Raw genomic sequence first — 17540 nt, 5'->3', positions numbered from 1 at the left:
GTCAGCCCTTCGACGGAGCGAGGCGCTTGAGCTCCGCCTCCGTGGACTTCAGCAGGTCGTTCCAGGACGCCTCGAACTTCTCGACGCCCTCCTCCTCCAGGAGCTGGACCACCTCGTCGTAGGAGATGCCCAGCTTCTCGACCGCGTCGAGGTCGGCGCGGGCCTGCTCGTAGGTGCCGGCGACGGCGTTGCCCTTGATCTCGCCGTGGTCCTCGGTGGCCAGCAGCGTGGCCTCCGGCATGGTGTTGACCGTGTTCGGCGCGACCAGGTCGGTGACGTACATGGTGTCGCTGTACGCCTTGTCCTTCACGCCGGTCGACGCCCACAGCGGACGCTGCTTGTTGGCGCCGGCCTTCTCCAGGGCGGCCCAGCGGTCGGTGCCGAAGACCTCCTCGTACGCCTGGTAGGCCAGGCGGGCGTTGGCGACGGCGGCCTTGCCGCGCAGGGCCTTGGCCTCGTCGGTGCCGAGCGCGTCGATCCGCTTGTCGATCTCGGTGTCCACGCGGGACACGAAGAAGGACGCCACCGAGTGGATCTGGGAGAGGTCCAGGCCGCGCTCCTTGGCCTTCTCCAGGCCGGTCAGGAAGGCGTCCATGACCTTGCGGTAGCGCTCCAGCGAGAAGATCAGCGTGACGTTGACGCTGATGCCCAGGCCGATGGTCTCGGCGATCGCCGGGATGCCCGCCTCGGTGGCCGGGATCTTGATCAGCGTGTTGGGCCGGTCCACCAGCCAGGCGAGCTGCTTGGCCTCGGCGACCGTCGCGCGGGTGTTGTGGGCCAGGCGCGGGTCGACCTCGATGGAGACCCGGCCGTCCTTGCCGCCGGTGTTGTCGAACACCGGGCGCAGGATGTCGGCGGCGTCCCGCACGTCCGCCGTGGTGATCATGCGGATGGCCTCTTCGACCGTCACCTCGCGGGCGGCGAGGTCGGTGAGCTGCGTGTCGTAGCCGTCGCCCTGCGAGATCGCCTTCTGGAAGATCGACGGGTTGGTGGTGACGCCCACGACGTGCTGCTGGTCGATCAGCTCGGCGAGGTTGCCGGACGTGATCCGCTTGCGCGACAGGTCGTCCAGCCAGATCGCCACGCCTTCATCGGAGAGGCGCTTGAGTGCGTCTGTCATGGAAAATGCATCTCCTACGTGTCGTATACGAGCGTCAGCGCTGGGCGGCGGCCAGGGATTCCCGCGCCGCGGAAGTCACGTTCTCGGCGGTGAAGCCGAACTCCTGGAAGAGCACCTTGGCGTCCGCCGAGGCACCGAAGTGCTCCAGGGAGACGATGCGGCCGGCGTCCCCCACGTACTTGTGCCAGGTCAGTCCGATCCCGGCCTCGACCGCGACCCGGGCCTTCACGGACGGGGGCAGGACGCTGTCCCGGTACCCCTGGTCCTGCTCCTCGAACCACTCGACGGACGGCATGGACACCACACGGGTCGGCACACCGTCGGCCTGGAGCTGCTCGCGCGCCCCGGCGGCCACGTGCACCTCGGAGCCGGTGGCGATGAGGATCACCTGGGGCTCGCCGCCCTCGGCCTCGAACAGCACGTAGCCGCCCTTGGCCGCGTCCTCGTTGGGCTCGTAGGTCGGCACGCCCTGGCGGGTCAGCGCCAGACCGTGCGGCCGGCCCTTGCCGAACTCCTTCGTCCAGCGGCGCATGATCTCGCGCCAGGCGATCGCCGTCTCGTTGGCGTCGGCCGGGCGGACCACGTTCAGGCCCGGGATGGCGCGCAGCGAGGCCAGGTGCTCGACCGGCTGGTGGGTCGGGCCGTCCTCGCCGAGGCCGATGGAGTCGTGCGTCCACACGTACGTCACCGGCAGGTGCATCAGCGCGGACAGCCGGACCGCGTTGCGCATGTAGTCGGAGAAGACCAGGAACGTGCCGCCGTAGATGCGGGTGTTGCCGTGCAGCGCGATGCCGTTCATCTCCGCGGCCATCGCGTGCTCGCGGATGCCGAAGTGGATGGTGCGGCCGTACGGGTCGGCCTCCGGCAGCGGGTTGCCCGCCGGGAGGAACGACGACGTCTTGTCGATGGTCGTGTTGTTCGAGCCGGCCAGGTCGGCCGAGCCGCCCCACAGCTCCGGGACCACCGCGCCGAGCGCCTGGAGCACCTTGCCGGACGCGGCGCGGGTCGCCAGGCCCTTGCCCGCCTCGAAGACCGGGATCTTCTCCTCCCAGCCCCGGGGCAGCTCGCCCTTGGCGACGCGGTCGTACTCGGCGGCGCGCTCCGGGTTGTTGTCCCGCCACTGCTGGAAGGACTTCTCCCACACCGCGCGGGCCGCCTGGCCCTTCTCCAGGGCCCTGCGGGTGTGCGCGATGACCTCGTCGGAGACCTCGAAGGTCTTCTCCGGGTCGAAGCCCAGGACCCGCTTGGTCGCGGCGACCTCGTCGTCGCCGAGCGCCGAGCCGTGCGCGGCCTCGGTGTTCTGCGCGTTCGGGGCGGGCCAGGCGATGATCGAGCGCATGGCGATGAACGACGGCCGGTCGGTGACCTTCTTGGCCGCCTCGATCGCGGCGTAAATCGCGTGGGGGTCCAGGTCGCCGTCCGGCTTCGGGGCGACGCGCTGGACGTGCCAGCCGTAGGCCTCGTACCGCTTGCAGGTGTCCTCGGAGACGGCGGTCTCGGTGTCGCCCTCGATGGAGATGTGGTTGTCGTCCCACAGCAGCACCAGGTTGCCGAGCTTCTGGTGGCCGGCCGTCGAGGACGCCTCGGCGGAGATGCCCTCCTGGAGGCAGCCGTCACCGGCGATGCAGTAGACGAAGTGGTCGAAGGGGGACTCGCCCTCGGGAGCCTCCGGGTCGAACAGACCGCGCTCGTAGCGGGCGGCCATCGCCATGCCCACCGCGTTGGCGACACCCTGGCCCAGCGGGCCGGTCGTGGTCTCCACGCCGGTGGTGTGGCCGTACTCCGGGTGGCCGGGGGTCTTGGAACCCCAGGTGCGGAAGGACTCCAGGTCCGCCAGCTCCAGGCCGAAGCCGGCCAGGTAGAGCTGGGTGTAGAGGGTCAGGGACGAGTGGCCGGCGGACAGCACGAAGCGGTCCCGTCCGACCCAGTTCGCGTCGGCGGGGTCGTGCCGCATCACCTTCTGGAAGAGGGTGTAGGCGGCGGGCGCCAGGCTCATCGCCGTACCCGGATGGCCGTTGCCAACCTTCTGTACGGCATCGGCGGCCAGGACGCGGGCGGTGTCCACGGCCCGCTGGTCCAGTTCGGTCCACTCGAGGTCTGTGGTGGTCGGCTTGGTGCTCACCCTGAGTCAGGGCTCCTCTCCACATGTCGGTTGCCGGTACACGGGTGCACCGGCTGCCGGCGCGTCCGTGAGTCGGCCGGCCATGGCCGAGCCTACCCCTGCGAGTACGTGCGCTTTTCCGCTGGAAACCAGACTGCCGGGACTCTTCCCGATCCGCCTGCCGACTGGGTGAAACCGCATTCGGCAAGTGAATACGCGGCCGCTCATCTGACTGCTCAATCGACTCTCCGCACGCACGTCGGAGCACCGGTGCCAACACGAGCCCACCCCCGCGAAGACCGAGGTATGGGCAACGTCTAAAGTGGCGTGGTACGCGCGAGCCTTTACCGCCGCTTCACACGGTCGGGCTTGCTGGGATGTCTCTGTCAGGGGTGTGCGTGACGGCCGTTGAATCCCGTCCTGCGGGTGGGGGTACCCCCCATACCCTTAAGGCAATGGGGGATATCGGGACGAGCCGGGGCCCGAGTCACCGGCCGTTCGGGGCCCGTGTCAAGGCGTTCGTGGCGCTGACCAAGCCGCGGATCATCGAGCTTCTGCTGATCACCACCGTGCCGGTGATGTTCCTGGCCGAGCAGGGTGTTCCGAATCTGAAGCTGGTGCTGCTGACCTGTATCGGCGGCTATCTGTCGGCCGGCGGCGCCAACGCGCTGAACATGTACATCGACCGCGACATCGACGCGTTGATGGACCGGACCTCGCAGCGCCCGCTGGTGACCGGCATGGTCAGTCCGGTCGAGTGCCTCGTCTTCGGCATCGCCCTGGCGATCGTCTCGACGCTGTTGTTCGGGTTCACCGTCAACTGGCTGTCGGCCTGGCTGTCGCTCGGCGCGCTCCTCTTCTACGTCGTCGTCTACACGATGATCCTCAAGCGCCGTACCTCCCAGAACATCGTCTGGGGCGGCATCGCGGGCTGTCTGCCGGTGCTCATCGGCTGGTCGGCCGTGACCGACTCGATGTCGTGGGCGCCGATCATCCTCTTCGGCGTGATGTTCTTCTGGACGCCGCCGCACTACTGGCCGCTGTCCATGAAGGTCAAGGAGGACTACGCGCGCGTCGGCGTGCCGATGCTCCCGGTGATCGCCTCCAACAAGGTCGTCGCGCGGCAGATCGTCATCTACAGCTGGGTGATGGTCGCCGTGTCGCTGCTGCTGACGCCGCTCGGGTACACCGGCTGGTTCTACACGGTGGTCGCCGTGGCGGCCGGCGGCATGTGGCTGTGGGAGGCGCACGGGCTGCAGAACCGCGCCAAGGCCGAGGTCACGGGCACCAAGCTCAAGGAGATGCGGCTGTTCCACTGGTCCATCACCTACGTCTCGGTGCTGTTCCTGGCGATCGCGGTGGACCCCTTCCTGCGCTGAGCACCCTCCGGTGGAGCCGTCCGACGGGCGGGGCGCGTGGTCAAGGCCACGCACCCCGCCCGTCGCCGTTCGATCTACCCGTCGGTAGCATCCTGGTCATGGCAGACACGCAGCAGGTGGACACGGAGCAGGCCGGCGCCAGGCGCGGCTGGGCCGAGCGGTGGGACGCGTACGAGGTGAACCGGGCGGCCGGGCGGATCGCGTCCTTCGCCAAGGCCCACGGCGGCGCCGAGGCCCAGGTGGCCTACCTCGGCGAGCGCGGCGCCCGCATCGTGCTCGTCGGTGAGGACGGCGCCTGGGGCGACCTCGTGGCGCGGACCCCCGAGCGGGCGCGGAAGGCCGTGGAGCGCTCCGGGATCACGGTCCACGAGGAGTTCGACGGCGAGTTCGCGGCCAAGGTCGCCACGGGCCGCTACGAGTGGTCGCGCATGGCGGGCCTCCAGCTCGGAGGCCCGAGCAACACCTGAGACCGGGTTCACCCGTTAGGACCGTAGGAAGCCGCGAGGCGCGCGGGCCGCGAGGCGCACGAGCCGCGCGGCACACGGTCCCAGCACGGGGAGCCCGGATGATCGAAACGCCGTCCCTGGTGGACCAGTACTGCCACGGCGTCCTGAGAACGGAGCTGGGTCTCGGCACCTTCGAGGCCCGGCTCGCCCGTACCGAGGGGCCGCCCGCCCCGGGGACCACCCTCTTCGACACCCAGACCGGCTTCGCGGTACGCCGCTGGTGCCCGCCCCTGCTCGGCCTGGAACCGCACTGTCCGCCCGCCCGCTACCTGGCCCGGCGCCGCGAACTGGGCGTCATGGAGGCCGACCGCCGGCTGCTGCGCGGCAGCGGCATCACCACCTTCCTGGTCGACGCCGGGCTGCCCGGCGACCTCACGGGCCCCGCCGAGATGGCCTCGGCCGCGGACGCCGAGGCGCGGGAGGTCGTCCGCCTGGAACTGCTCGCCGAGCAGGTCGCCGACACCTCCGGCACCGTCGAGTCCTTCCTCGCCAACCTCGCCGAGGCCGTGCACGGCGCCGCCGCCGACGCGGTCGCCTTCACCTCCGTCGCCGGGATGCGGCACGGTCTCGCCCTCGCCCCCGAGCCGCCCGGCGCGGGCGAGGTGCGCGGGGCCGCCGCCCGCTGGCTGACCGGGCGCGAGGTCGGCGGGGAACTGAGCGACCCGGTGCTGCTGCGGCACCTGCTGTGGATCGCCGTCGCCTCCGGCCTGCCGCTCCAACTGCACGCGGGGCTGGGCGAACCGGGCCTGCGCATCGACCGCACCGACCCGGTCCTGCTCACCGACTTCGTGCGGGCCACCGCCGGTCTCGGCACCGACCTGGTCCTGCTGCACGGCTACCCGTACCACCGCCACGCCGCCCACCTGGCCGGCGTCTTCCCGCACGTCTACGCCGACTCCGGCGCCGCCCTGGTGCGCACCGGCGCCCGTGCGGCGACGGTCCTCGCGGAGATCCTGGAGCTGGCCCCCTTCGGCAAGATCCTCTTCTCCAGCGGCGCCCAGGGGCTGCCCGAGCTGCACGTCGTCGCCGCCCGGCTGTTCCGCGAGGCCCTCGGCCGGGTGCTGGGCGCCTGGGTGGCCGAGGGGGCGTGGTCGCCGGGGGACGCCGAGCGGGTCGCGGGGATGATCGCCTCGGGGAACGCGGGGCGGGTGTACCGGCTGGAGTGACGGGTGTACACGGCGGAGCGCGTCGTCGAAACTGGCCGCATGCCGACCGACGCCCTGCTCGACCGCTTCCTCACCGGCCTCACGCCCCTCGACCCCGTCGCCGTGTGGGCGCACGGTTCACTGGGCGCGGGGGACTACCAGGAGGGCCGCAGCGACCTGGACCTGATCGCGGTCCTGCCCCGGCCGGCCACGGCCCGCACGGCCTGGCGGCTCGGGCTGCTCCACGCCCGGCTGCGCCACGAACCCCTGGCCGGACTGCTGCACTGCACGTACCTGTCGCCGGACACGGTCGCCGACCCCGACCGGCGGCATCCGACCTGGGCCCACCAGCAGCTCTTCAGGCGGACGGTCACCCCGGTCACCCGGCGTGAACTCCGCAGCTTCGGCCGCGTCCTGCACGGCGAGTCGCCGGGGCAGCTGCTGCCGCCGGTGGCGGACCCGGAGCTGGCCGGGTTCGTCGTCCGCGACCAGCGGGACTTCTGGCGGCCGCACGTGCGCAGGGCGGAGCTGTGGCGGCAGGACGTCTGGGTCGACCTGGGCCTGCTCACCTTCGCCCGCGCCACCGTCACGCTGCGCGAGGGCCGCCTGATCACCAAGCGGGAGGCCCTGGAGGAACTGCCCGCGCTCGGCGCGCCCGGCGAGGTCGTCGAGGACGTCGCCGAGCGGCGGTACGGGAACGGCACGCGGCCCGCGGCCACGGCGGAGTGGACCGCCCGCCGCGCCGAGCTGACCCGGAGCTACCTGGGCCCGGCCATCGACACGCTGGTGGCGTCGTACTCCTGAGCGGGCAACCCGGACACCGTCTCCTCGGGCCGCTCGCGCAGCGACAGCAGCACGCGCAGCACCGCGATCCACATCACGCACGAGCCGAACATGTGCAGGCCGACCAGCACCTCGGGCAGGTCGGTGAAGTACTGGACATAGCCGATGGCCCCCTGCGCCAGCAGCACCAGGAACAGGTCCCGGGTGCGCGCCAGCGGGCCCTTGGGCGCGTCGACCGCCTTCAGCACGAACCACAGGGCGAAGGCCAGCGTCACCACGATCCACGCCAGGACGGCGTGGGCCTTGCTGATCGTCTCCCAGTCGACCGGCATGCGCGGTACGTCACTGGAGTCACCCGCGTGCGGTCCCGCGCCGGTGACCACGGTGCCGACCAGGATCAGCAGCGCGGAGACGACGACCATCACCCACACCAGCTGCTGCACGGACCTGCCGACCAGCGGGCGCGGTGCCGTGTCGCCCTCCCGGGTGCGCTGCCACATCACCGTGGCCAGGGCGAGGAGCACGGTCGTGGCCACGAAGTGGGCCGCGACCGTGTACGGGTTGAGGCCGACGAGCACGACGATGCCGCCGAGCACCGCGTTGCTCATCACCACCCAGAACTGCGCCCACCCCAGCAGGGTGAGGCTGCGCCGGTAGGGCTTCTGCGAGCGTGCCGCGATGATCGCCCAGCCGACCGCGGCGCACAGCACGTAGGTCAGCATGCGGTTGCCGAACTCGATGACGCCGTGGAAGCCCATCTCGCTCGTGGTGGTGAGCGAGTCGTCGGTGCACTTGGGCCAGGTCGGACAGCCGAGACCGGAGCCGGTGAGCCGGACGGCGCCGCCGGTGACGACGATGACCACGGACATCACGAGAGGCGCGAGGGCCGCCCGCTGGACCGTCCGGGGGGCCGGGGTCCAGCGCGCGGCGATGAAGGCGAGCGGATTGCGCACGGCGGCTGCGGCGTCGGCGCGGGTCACGTTTGGCACGCCGTCCATCGTAGGCGCCCGCTTGTGCACGCTTTCACGAGGGTCGTCCTGAAGCCCGGGTCCGGCATGTGTTCCTACTCCCAGCGGAAGAACTTCCCGGCGGCCGCGAGTCCCACGACCGACCACACGGCGAGGATGCCCAGGTCGCCCCAGGGCATCGAGGCGCCCTGCTGGAGCACGTCGCGCAGCCCGTCCGACAGGGCGGAGATCGGCAGCAGCCCCAGCACGCTCTGCGCCGCGTCCGGGAACCTGTCCAGCGGCACGATCACTCCGCCGCCCACCAGGAGCAGCAGGAAGACCAGGTTGGCGGCGGCGAGCGTGGCCTCCGCCTTCAGCGTGCCCGCCATCAGCAGCCCGAGCCCGGAGAAGGCGGCGGTGCCGAGGACCAGGAGGAGCAGCACGGCCGCCGGGTTCCCGTGCGGCGACCAGCCCAGCGCGAGGGCGATCACGGTCAGCAGCACGATCTGCAGCACCTCGGTGACCAGCACCGACGCGGTCTTCGCCGTCATCAGGGCCCAGCGCGGCAGGGGGGAGGAGGCCAGCCGCTTCAGCACCCCGTACCGGCGCTCGAAGCCGGTGGCGATGGCCTGCCCGGTGAACGCCGTCGACATCACCGCGAGCGCGAGGACGCCGGGGGCGAGGAAGTCGACCGCCTCTGCGGCGCCGGTGTCGATGATGTCCACGGAGCTGAACAGCACGAGCAGCAGCGTCGGGATGATCACCGTCAGCAGCAGCTGTTCGCCGTTGCGCAGCAGCATCTTGGTCTCGAGCACGGCCTGCGCCGCGATCATGCGCCCGAGCGGTGCGGCGCCGGGCCGTGGCGCGTACGTGCCCGCGGCCCCGGGCGTTCCCGTGTCGCCCGGCGTCCCTGTGGTCGTGGTCACCCGCGCAGCTCCTTGCCCGTCAGCTCCAGAAAGACGTCCTCCAGTGTGTGCCGCTCCACCGAGATCCGGTCGGGCATCACCCCGTGCTGGGCGCACCAGGAGGTCACCGTCGCCAGCAGTTGCGGGTCGATGCCGCCGTTGACCCGGTAGGAGCCCGGCGTCGGCTCGGCGGCCGAGGAGTCCGGGGGCAGCGCCTTGAGCAGGGACGCGAGGTCCAGTCCCGGCCGGCCCGTGAACCGCAGGGTGTTCTCGGCGCCGCCGCGGCACAGCTCCTCCGGGGAGCCGTGGGCGACGACCCGGCCGGCGTCGACGATGGCGACGTCGTCGGCCAGTTGCTCGGCCTCGTCCATGTGGTGCGTGGTGAGGATCACCGAGACACCGTCGCCGCGCAGGTCCCGTACGAGGTCCCAGGTGGCGCGGCGGGCCTGCGGGTCGAGGCCGGCGGTCGGCTCGTCGAGGAAGACCAGCTCCGGGCGGCCCACCACGGCCATCGCGAGGGCGAGCCGCTGCTGCTGTCCGCCCGAGAGCCTGCGGTACGTGGTGCGGCCGCACGAGCCGAGACCGAGCCGCTCGATCAGCGCGTCGACGTCCAGCGGATGGGCGTGCAGCTTCGCCACGTGGCGCAGCATCTCGTCCGCGCGGGCGCCGGAGTAGACGCCGCCGGACTGGAGCATGACGCCGATCCGAGGGCGCAGCTCGGCGCCCTGGCCCACCGGGTCGAGGCCGAGCACGCGCACCGTGCCGGAGTCCGGTCTGCGGTACCCCTCGCAGGTCTCGACGGTGGTCGTCTTGCCCGCCCCGTTGGGGCCGAGCACGGCGGTGACACCCGTGCGGGCCACCAGGTCGAGGCCGTTCACCGCGGTCTTCGTGCCGTACCGCTTCACCAGGGCCTGGACCTGGAGCACGGGCTCGCTTCGCATGAGTCACGAGTTTAGGGAGACGGACGGCCGGGCGGGCGCGGGGGTGTGGAAAACCCGCTCGCACCGGGGACGGGGCTCACTCGCGGGGGCGGTGGACGGGCAGCCACCGCTCGGCGTAGGCGACCGCGTCCGGCAACGGGAACAGGCGTGCGTCGGCCGCGCCGATCCTGCCGCGCAGGACGGGCCGGTCCCGCTCGAAGTCGTGGCCCAGTTCAGCGAAGCGCTCCGACGTGATCGACACCTCGGTCACCCGCTCCCAGCCCACCGGTCCCGGGCGCCCCACCTCCACCAGCGGGGCGGGGATCCGGTACTCGGCGAGATGGAAGGCGGTGCAGGCGTCGTAGCCCGCGCCGAGCAGCAGGACCCGGGCGTCCAGCCGCTCCAGTGCGGCCAGCGGGCTGCGCTCGCCCAGCCGGCAGTCCCTCGCGTGGCCGGCGACCACCTCGTCGGCGCGGGCGCCGAGAGCCGCGAAGGAGGTCTGCGGATGGGCGCTGCGCCGGGCACCGGGCCAGGTGCGCACCGTCTCCGGGACCACCCCGACCCCGCGCGAGGGCGTGATCAGCGGGTCGTACGGGGGCGTCGCCGCGCGCACGGTCTCCCACCACTCCTCGGGCACCGGCGGACTGGTCCACAGGGCCGGGTCGGAGAGGTCGCCGGTCTGGGTCGGGACCACCAGGGTGCCGTCCGGACCGAGGACGTCGAGGAGTGCCTGGACGACCGCGACGGGGCCTCCGCAGACCCAGCCGAGGGAGCTGAGGGAGGAGTGCGCGAGGAGGGTGTCGCCGGTGCGCACCCCCAGGTCGCGCAGCCCGGCGGCGAGCGTGCCGCGGGTGACGAGTGGGCCGGTCGGAGGGGGTGCGGGCATGCGGGGGAGTGTTCCGGAAGGCGGGCGCGGACGCCAGCGGTTTGTCCCGCGGCCGATCACCCGGAGATCGTTTCCGCAGGTCACGTTAGGTATGCCTAAGTGACGCAGGGCACCGTCCGGTGATCCGGACGCGGCTTGCCCGGTCCCGAGGAATTACGCAACAATGGCGTTGTGAAAAACGTCGGTGAGGCTCCGCAGGAGGAACTCGCGACCGGTGAGCGGTCCACCCGCAACCGCGTCGCGCGCTCCATCCTGGACCACGGGCCGTCGACCGTCGCCGAGCTCGCCGGTCGCCTGGGCCTGACCCAGGCCGCCGTCCGGCGCCATCTGGACGCCCTGGTCGCCGACGACGTGGTCGAGGCCCGCGAGCAGCGGGTCTACGGCGCGCGCACGCGCGGGCGCCCCGCCAAGGTCTTCGCGCTCACCGCCTGCGGCCGGGACGCCTTCGACCAGTCGTACGACAAGCTGGCCGCCGACGCCCTGCGCTGGATCGCCGAGCAGCAGGGCGGGGAGCAGGCGATCGCCGCCTTCGCCCGCGCCCGGATCGCCGCCCAGTCGGGCGCGTACCGCAAGGCCGTCGAGTCCGTTCCCGCCGACAAGCGGGCGGAAGCGCTGGCCAAGGCCCTGACCGAGGACGGGTACGCTGCTACCGCGCGGAGCGCGCCCCACCCCCAGCAGGGCGAGCAGCTGTGCCAGCACCACTGCCCGGTCGCCCACGTCGCGGAGCAGTTTCCGCAGCTGTGCGAGGCGGAGACGGAATTTTTCGCCGAGCTGCTCGGTACGCATGTACAGCGGCTCGCGACCATCGCGCACGGCGACGGCGTCTGCACCACGTTCATTCCGAAGACTTCGCACGCGCCGGACACGGCGCGCGCGACCGAGAACACCGCTCACGCATCTGCAAGCACGGCCGGGAGGAACCCCGCATGACTCTCCCCACGGAGACTGCTCACCCTGAGCTCGAGGGCCTGGGCAAGTACGAGTACGGCTGGGCCGACTCCGACACGGCCGGCGCCTCTGCCAGGCGCGGCATCGACGAGGACGTCGTCCGGGACATCTCCGCGAAGAAGAACGAGCCGGAGTGGATGACCAAGCTCCGCCTCAAGGGCCTGCGCCTCTTCGAGAAGAAGCCCATGCCGAACTGGGGCTCGGACCTGTCGGGGATCGACTTCGACAACATCAAGTACTTCGTGCGCTCCACGGAGAAGCAGGCGGAGTCCTGGGAGGACCTGCCCGAGGACATCAAGAACACATACGACAAGCTCGGCATCCCCGAGGCGGAGAAGCAGCGCCTCGTCGCCGGTGTCGCGGCCCAGTACGAGTCGGAGGTCGTCTACCACCAGATCCGCGAGGACCTGGAGGAGCAGGGCGTCATCTTCCTCGACACCGACACGGCCCTGAAGGAGCACCCGGAGCTCTTCAAGGAGTACTTCGGCACCGTCATCCCCGTCGGCGACAACAAGTTCGCCTCGCTGAACAGCGCCGTGTGGTCCGGCGGCTCCTTCATCTACGTGCCGCCGGGCGTGCACGTCGAGATCCCGCTCCAGGCCTACTTCCGCATCAACACGGAGAACATGGGCCAGTTCGAGCGGACCCTGATCATCGTCGACGAGGGCGCCTACGTGCACTACGTCGAGGGCTGCACCGCGCCGATCTACAAGTCGGACTCGCTGCACTCCGCGGTCGTCGAGATCATCGTCAAGAAGAACGCCCGCTGCCGCTACACGACCATCCAGAACTGGTCGAACAACGTCTACAACCTGGTCACCAAGCGCGCCGTGGCGTACGAGGGCGCGACCATGGAGTGGATCGACGGCAACATCGGCTCCAAGGTGACGATGAAGTACCCGGCCGTCTACCTGATGGGCGAGCACGCCAAGGGCGAGACCCTGTCCATCGCCTTCGCGGGCGAGGGCCAGCACCAGGACGCCGGCTCCAAGATGGTCCACATGGCGCCGAACACCTCCTCCAACATCGTCTCCAAGTCCGTGGCGCGCGGCGGCGGCCGCACCTCCTACCGCGGTCTCGTCGAGATCGGCGAGGGCGCCCACGGCTCCAAGTCGAACGTGCTGTGCGACGCGCTGCTCGTCGACACCATCTCCCGCTCCGACACGTACCCCTACGTGGACGTCCGCGAGGACGACGTGTCCATGGGCCACGAGGCGACCGTCTCCAAGGTCTCCGAGGACCAGCTCTTCTACCTGATGAGCCGCGGTCTGACCGAGTTCGAGGCGATGGCGATGATCGTGCGCGGCTTCGTCGAGCCGATCGCCAAGGAGCTGCCCATGGAGTACGCCCTCGAGCTCAACCGGCTGATCGAGCTGCAGATGGAGGGCGCGGTCGGCTGACCCCGCCCCCGCAGCAGTCACCAGATTCAGGAACGTAGGAAGAGAGCAGACCGACAGCCATGGCTGAGGCTCAGAACATTCCCGTGGGGTCCACCACCGCGGGCCAGATCGCGGTGGCCGCCGAGTCGACCGTCGCCACGCGCATGAGCGCACCCGCGTCCTTCGACGTGGCGGACTTCCCGGTCCCCCACGGCCGCGAGGAGGAATGGCGGTTCACCCCGCTGGAGCGGCTGCGCGGGCTGCACGACGGCACCGCCGTCGCCACCGGTGACGGTGTGAAGGTCGACATCGACGCGCCCGAGGGCGTCGTCGTCGAGACCGTCGGCCGCGACGACGCGCGCATCGGCCGGGCCGGCACCCCCGTGGACCGGGTCGCCGCCCAGGCCTACTCGGCGTTCGAGAAGGCCGGTGTGATCACCGTCCCCAAGGAGACGGTCCTCACCGAGCCGATCCGCATCGCCGTGCACGGCGCGGGCGGCACCGCCTACGCCCACCAGGTCGTCGAGCTGGGCGCCTTCGCCGAGGCCGTGGTCGTCATCGACCACACCGGCGACGCCGTGCTCGCCGCCAACGTCGACTACGTCCTGGGCGACGGCGCCAAGCTGACCGTCGTCTCCGTCCAGGACTGGGACGACAAGGCCGTCCACGTCGGCCAGCACAACGCGCTGGTCGGCCGCGACGCCACCTTCAAGTCCTTCGTCGTCACCTTCGGCGGCGACCTGGTCCGCCTCCACCCGCGCGTGGCCTACGCCGGCCCCGGCGGCGAGGCCGAGCTGTTCGGCCTGTACTTCACCGACGCCGGCCAGCACCAGGAGCACCGCCTCCTGGTCGACCACAACGTCCCGCACTGCAAGTCGAACGTCGTCTACAAGGGCGCGCTCCAGGGCGAGGACGCGCACGCGGTGTGGATCGGCGACGTGCTCATCGAGGCCGCGGCCGAGGGCACCGACACCTACGAGATGAACCGCAACCTCGTCCTCACCGACGGCGCCCGTGTCGACTCCGTGCCGAACCTGGAGATCGAGACCGGCGAGATCGTCGGCGCCGGCCACGCCTCCGCCACCGGCCGCTTCGACGACGAGCAGCTCTTCTACCTGATGGCGCGCGGCATCCCCGAGATCGACGCCCGCCGCTTGGTGGTCCGCGGCTTCTTCGCCGAGCTGGTCCAGCAGATCGGCGTCGCGGACATCGAGGAGCGCCTCCTCGCCAAGATCGAAGAGGAGCTGGAGGCGTCGGTCGCATGACCTTCGTACGCGTCTGTGGAGCGGACGAGCTGGAGGAGGACACCCCGAAGCGGGTGGAACTCGACGGCACGCCGATCTCCGTCGTGCGGACCGAGGGCGAGGTCTTCGCGATCCACGACATCTGCTCGCACGCGAACGTCTCGCTGGCCGAGGGCGAGGTCGACGACTGCCACATCGAGTGCTGGCTGCACGGCTCGCGCTTCGACCTCCGCTCCGGCAAGCCCGACAGTCTTCCGGCGACGCGCCCCGTCCCCGTATACCCCGTAAAGATCGAAGGGGACGACGTGCTCGTCTCCCTCACCCAGGAGTCCTGAGGCACCCATGGCAACGCTTGAAATCCGAGACCTGCACGTCACCGTCGAGGCCGACAACGCCACGAAGGAGATCCTCAAGGGCGTCGACCTCACCGTGAAGCAGGGCGAGACGCACGCCATCATGGGCCCCAACGGCTCCGGCAAGTCGACCCTCGCCTACTCCCTGGCGGGTCACCCCAAGTACACGATCACCGGCGGCACCGTCACCCTCGACGGCGAGGACGTCCTGGAGATGTCCGTCGACGAGCGCGCCCGCGCCGGCCTCTTCCTCGCCATGCAGTACCCGGTCGAGGTCCCCGGCGTCTCCGTCTCCAACTTCCTGCGCACCTCCGCCACCGCCGTGCGCGGCGAGGCCCCCAAGCTGCGGCACTGGGTCAAGGAGGTCAAGGAGGCCATGGAGCGCCTCAACATGGACCCCTCCTTCGCCGAGCGCAACGTCAACGAGGGCTTCTCCGGCGGTGAGAAGAAGCGCCACGAGATCCTCCAGCTGGAGCTGCTCAAGCCGAAGGTCGCCATCCTCGACGAGACCGACTCCGGCCTGGACGTCGACGCCCTGCGCATCGTCTCCGAGGGCGTCAACCGCGTCCGCGAGACCGGCGAGGTCGGCACGCTGCTGATCACGCACTACACGCGCATCCTGCGCTACATCAAGCCCGACCACGTCCACGTCTTCGCCAACGGCCGCATCGCCGAGTCCGGCGGCGCCGAGCTGGCCGACAAGCTCGAGGCCGAGGGCTACGAGGCATACACGAAGGGCGGCGCATCCGAGTGACACAGCTGCCGGGCCTCCTCGACACCGAGGCGATCCGCAAGGACTTCCCCATCCTGGACCGCCAGGTCCACGACGGAAGGAAGCTCGTCTACCTCGACAACGCCGCGACCTCGCAGACCCCGCGTCAGGTCATCGACGTGCTCGACGAGTACTACGAGCAGCACAACGCCAACGTCCACCGTGGCGTGCACGTCCTCGCCGAGGAGGCCACGGCGCTGTACGAGGGCGCGCGTGACAAGGTCGCGGAGTTCATCAACGCGCCCTCGCGCAACGAGGTGATCTTCACCAAGAACGCCTCGGAGTCCCTCAACCTCGTCGCGAACATGCTGGGCTGGGCCGACGACCCCTACCGCGTGGACCACGACACCGAGATCGTGATCACGGAGATGGAGCACCACTCCAACATCGTGCCGTGGCAGCTGCTCGCGCAGCGCACCGGTGCGAAGCTCCGCTGGTTCGGCCTCACCGACGACGGCCGCCTGGACCTGTCCAACATCGACGAGGTCATCACCGAGAAGACGAAGATCGTCTCCTTCGTGCTGGTCTCCAACATCCTGGGCACCCAGAACCCGGTCGAGGCGATCGTGCGCCGCGCCCAGGAGGTCGGCGCGCTCGTGTGCGTCGACGCCTCGCAGGCCGCGCCGCACATGCCGCTGGACGTGCAGGCCCTCCAGGCCGACTTCGTGGCCTTCACCGGCCACAAGATGTGCGGCCCGACCGGCATCGGCGTGCTGTGGGGCCGCCAGGAGCTGCTGGAGGACCTCCCGCCGTTCCTCGGCGGCGGCGAGATGATCGAGACCGTCTCGATGCACTCCTCCACCTACGCCCCGGCCCCGCACAAGTTCGAGGCGGGTACGCCCCCCATCGCGGGCGCGGTCGGCCTCGGCGCGGCGATCGACTACCTGAACTCGATCGGCATGGACAAGATCTTCGCCCACGAGCACGCGCTGACCGAGTACGCCGTCAAGCGCCTGCTGGAGGTCCCCGACCTGCGCATCATCGGCCCCACCACGGCCGAGGAGCGCGGCGCGGCGATCTCCTTCACGCTGGGGGACATCCACCCCCACGACGTGGGGCAGGTCCTCGACGAGCAGGGCATCGCGGTCCGGGTCGGCCACCACTGCGCCCGCCCCGTCTGCCTGCGCTACGGAATTCCTGCGACCACGCGAGCGTCGTTCTATCTGTACTCCACGCCGGCCGAGATCGACGCACTGGTCGACGGCCTGGAGCACGTACGGAACTTCTTCGGCTGACGGGACGAGCGAAGAGCATGAAGCTGGACTCCATGTACCAGGAAGTCATCCTGGACCACTACAAGAACCCGCACGGGCGGGGCTTGCGGGATGGCGACGCCGAGGTCCACCACGTCAACCCCACCTGCGGGGACGAGATCACGCTCCGCGTGAAGTACGACGGCACGACGATCAGCGACGTCAGTTACGAGGGCCAGGGCTGCTCCATCAGCCAGGCCAGCGCCTCCGTGCTGAACGACCTGCTGGTCGGCAAGGACCTGGCCCAGGCGCAGCGGATCCAGGAGACCTTCCTGGAGCTGATGCAGTCCAAGGGCAAGGTCGAGCCGGACGACGCCATGGAGGAGGTCCTGGAGGACGCGGTCGCGTTCGCCGGGGTCTCGAAGTACCCGGCCCGGGTCAAGTGCGCCCTGCTGAGCTGGATGGCCTGGAAGGACGCGACGGCCCAGGCGCTGGACGGCGCCGACGCCGAGAAGGAGACGACGGCATGAGCGAGACCGTGGAAATGAAGCCGGCCTCGGAGGAGGAACTCCGCGAGGCCCTGATGGACGTCGTGGACCCCGAGCTGGGCATCGACGTCGTCAACCTCGGCCTGATCTACGGCATCCACGTCGACGACGCGAACATCGCCACCGTCGACATGACCCTGACCTCGGCGGCCTGCCCGCTGACCGACGTGATCGAGGACCAGGCCAAGTCCGCCACGGACGGCCTCGTCAGCGAGCTGCGCATCAACTGGGTCTGGATGCCGCCGTGGGGCCCGGACAAGATCACGGACGACGGGCGCGAGCAGCTGCGCGCGCTCGGGTTCAACGTCTGAGCCACACCGGCAGCACGGTTCCGGAGAACGGCGGCACCTTCGGGTGCCGCCGTTTCCCGTGTTCGCACCCGTCCGCGTCCGCCGTTATGTACGCTCGTAC

18 protein-coding genes are annotated in these 17540 nt (G+C 70.6%); 12 read left to right on the top strand and 6 right to left on the bottom strand.

The genetic code is table 11. The features are described from left to right. Position 1: 1 nt before the first annotated feature. Together tal and tkt are read right to left on the bottom strand one after the other, a co-directional pair. Positions 2-1120, bottom strand: coding sequence for a transaldolase (gene tal, locus Sdi02f_RS30600; RefSeq protein WP_030403761.1), 1119 nt, complete (start codon positions 1118-1120; stop codon positions 2-4). A 34-nt stretch (positions 1121-1154) separates the two neighbouring features. Next, a complete protein-coding gene (gene tkt / locus Sdi02f_RS30595) occupies positions 1155-3242 on the bottom strand; it encodes a transketolase (protein WP_108934387.1) in 2088 nt (695 codons plus the stop codon). A 371-nt stretch (positions 3243-3613) separates the two neighbouring features. Between tkt and Sdi02f_RS30585 the strand changes: the two genes are divergently transcribed. The 4 genes from Sdi02f_RS30585 (at position 3614) to Sdi02f_RS30570 (ending at position 7055) form a co-directional block, all read left to right on the top strand. Further along, positions 3614-4600 carry a heme o synthase gene (locus Sdi02f_RS30585; RefSeq protein WP_078869602.1) on the top strand — a complete coding sequence of 329 codons (987 nt, stop codon included), beginning with the start codon at positions 3614-3616 and terminating at the stop codon, positions 4598-4600. Between the two features lie 98 nt (positions 4601-4698). Beyond that, entirely contained in the window at positions 4699-5067 is a 369-nt protein-coding gene (locus Sdi02f_RS30580) for a hypothetical protein (RefSeq protein ID WP_053638610.1), read from the top strand. A gap of 98 nt (positions 5068-5165) precedes the next feature. Further along, the gene (locus tag Sdi02f_RS30575) at positions 5166-6272 is read left to right on the top strand and encodes an amidohydrolase family protein (RefSeq protein WP_108934386.1); all 1107 of its coding nucleotides are present in this window, start codon (positions 5166-5168) and stop codon (positions 6270-6272) included. A gap of 39 nt (positions 6273-6311) precedes the next feature. After that, positions 6312-7055, top strand: coding sequence for a nucleotidyltransferase domain-containing protein (locus tag Sdi02f_RS30570; protein ID WP_174843418.1), 744 nt, complete (start codon positions 6312-6314; stop codon positions 7053-7055). Here the strand turns inward: Sdi02f_RS30570 and Sdi02f_RS30565 are convergent. From Sdi02f_RS30565 to Sdi02f_RS30550, 4 genes are all read right to left on the bottom strand, one after another. Next, on the bottom strand, positions 7010-8032 hold the full coding sequence (locus Sdi02f_RS30565; RefSeq protein ID WP_051849734.1) for a COX15/CtaA family protein: 1023 nt from the start codon (positions 8030-8032) through the stop codon (positions 7010-7012). The genes Sdi02f_RS30570 and Sdi02f_RS30565 overlap by 46 nt on opposite strands. Before the next feature lie 65 nt (positions 8033-8097). Then, complete coding sequence (locus Sdi02f_RS30560) at positions 8098-8907, bottom strand: ABC transporter permease (RefSeq protein ID WP_053638612.1); 810 nt, start codon at positions 8905-8907, stop codon at positions 8098-8100. Next, positions 8904-9827: an ABC transporter ATP-binding protein gene (locus Sdi02f_RS30555; RefSeq protein ID WP_063788322.1), complete on the bottom strand. Its 924-nt coding sequence runs from the start codon at positions 9825-9827 to the stop codon at positions 8904-8906. Before Sdi02f_RS30555 ends, Sdi02f_RS30560 begins: the two co-directional genes overlap by 4 nt. A gap of 76 nt (positions 9828-9903) precedes the next feature. Then, positions 9904-10692 (bottom strand): AAC(3) family N-acetyltransferase, encoded by a 789-nt coding sequence (locus Sdi02f_RS30550; RefSeq protein WP_053638613.1) that lies wholly within the window; start codon positions 10690-10692, stop codon positions 9904-9906. Positions 10693-10863: 171 nt separating this feature from the next. Between Sdi02f_RS30550 and Sdi02f_RS30545 the strand changes: the two genes are divergently transcribed. From Sdi02f_RS30545 to Sdi02f_RS30510, 8 genes are read left to right on the top strand one after another with little or no spacing between them, the layout of a single operon-like run. After that, on the top strand, positions 10864-11622 hold the full coding sequence (locus tag Sdi02f_RS30545) for a helix-turn-helix transcriptional regulator (RefSeq protein WP_030403771.1): 759 nt from the start codon (positions 10864-10866) through the stop codon (positions 11620-11622). Then, positions 11619-13040, top strand: coding sequence for a Fe-S cluster assembly protein SufB (gene sufB, locus Sdi02f_RS30540; RefSeq protein WP_030403772.1), 1422 nt, complete (start codon positions 11619-11621; stop codon positions 13038-13040). Before Sdi02f_RS30545 ends, sufB begins: the two co-directional genes overlap by 4 nt. A 59-nt stretch (positions 13041-13099) precedes the next feature. Beyond that, the gene (gene sufD / locus Sdi02f_RS30535) at positions 13100-14284 is read left to right on the top strand and encodes a Fe-S cluster assembly protein SufD (RefSeq protein ID WP_030403773.1); all 1185 of its coding nucleotides are present in this window, start codon (positions 13100-13102) and stop codon (positions 14282-14284) included. Continuing rightward, entirely contained in the window at positions 14281-14598 is a 318-nt protein-coding gene (locus Sdi02f_RS30530) for a non-heme iron oxygenase ferredoxin subunit (protein ID WP_019329250.1), read from the top strand. The genes sufD and Sdi02f_RS30530 overlap by 4 nt, the downstream gene beginning before the upstream one ends. Positions 14599-14605: 7 nt before the next feature. Next, positions 14606-15370 (top strand): Fe-S cluster assembly ATPase SufC, encoded by a 765-nt coding sequence (gene sufC, locus Sdi02f_RS30525; protein ID WP_030403774.1) that lies wholly within the window; start codon positions 14606-14608, stop codon positions 15368-15370. Then, positions 15367-16623 (top strand): cysteine desulfurase, encoded by a 1257-nt coding sequence (locus Sdi02f_RS30520; protein ID WP_030403775.1) that lies wholly within the window; start codon positions 15367-15369, stop codon positions 16621-16623. Before sufC ends, Sdi02f_RS30520 begins: the two co-directional genes overlap by 4 nt. 17 nt (positions 16624-16640) lie before the next feature. Then, positions 16641-17111 (top strand): Fe-S cluster assembly sulfur transfer protein SufU, encoded by a 471-nt coding sequence (sufU, locus tag Sdi02f_RS30515; protein WP_030184617.1) that lies wholly within the window; start codon positions 16641-16643, stop codon positions 17109-17111. Continuing rightward, positions 17108-17440 carry a metal-sulfur cluster assembly factor gene (locus Sdi02f_RS30510; RefSeq protein WP_030403776.1) on the top strand — a complete coding sequence of 111 codons (333 nt, stop codon included), beginning with the start codon at positions 17108-17110 and terminating at the stop codon, positions 17438-17440. The genes sufU and Sdi02f_RS30510 overlap by 4 nt, the downstream gene beginning before the upstream one ends. Positions 17441-17540: the final 100 nt, after the last annotated feature.

It is taken from the genome of Streptomyces ardesiacus (genome assembly GCF_003112575.1).
In the GTDB taxonomy this organism is placed as follows: domain Bacteria; phylum Actinomycetota; class Actinomycetes; order Streptomycetales; family Streptomycetaceae; genus Streptomyces; species Streptomyces ardesiacus.
The sequence above is the reverse complement of the archived record's forward strand: the minus strand, read 5'-3'. Positions and strand labels throughout refer to the sequence as shown.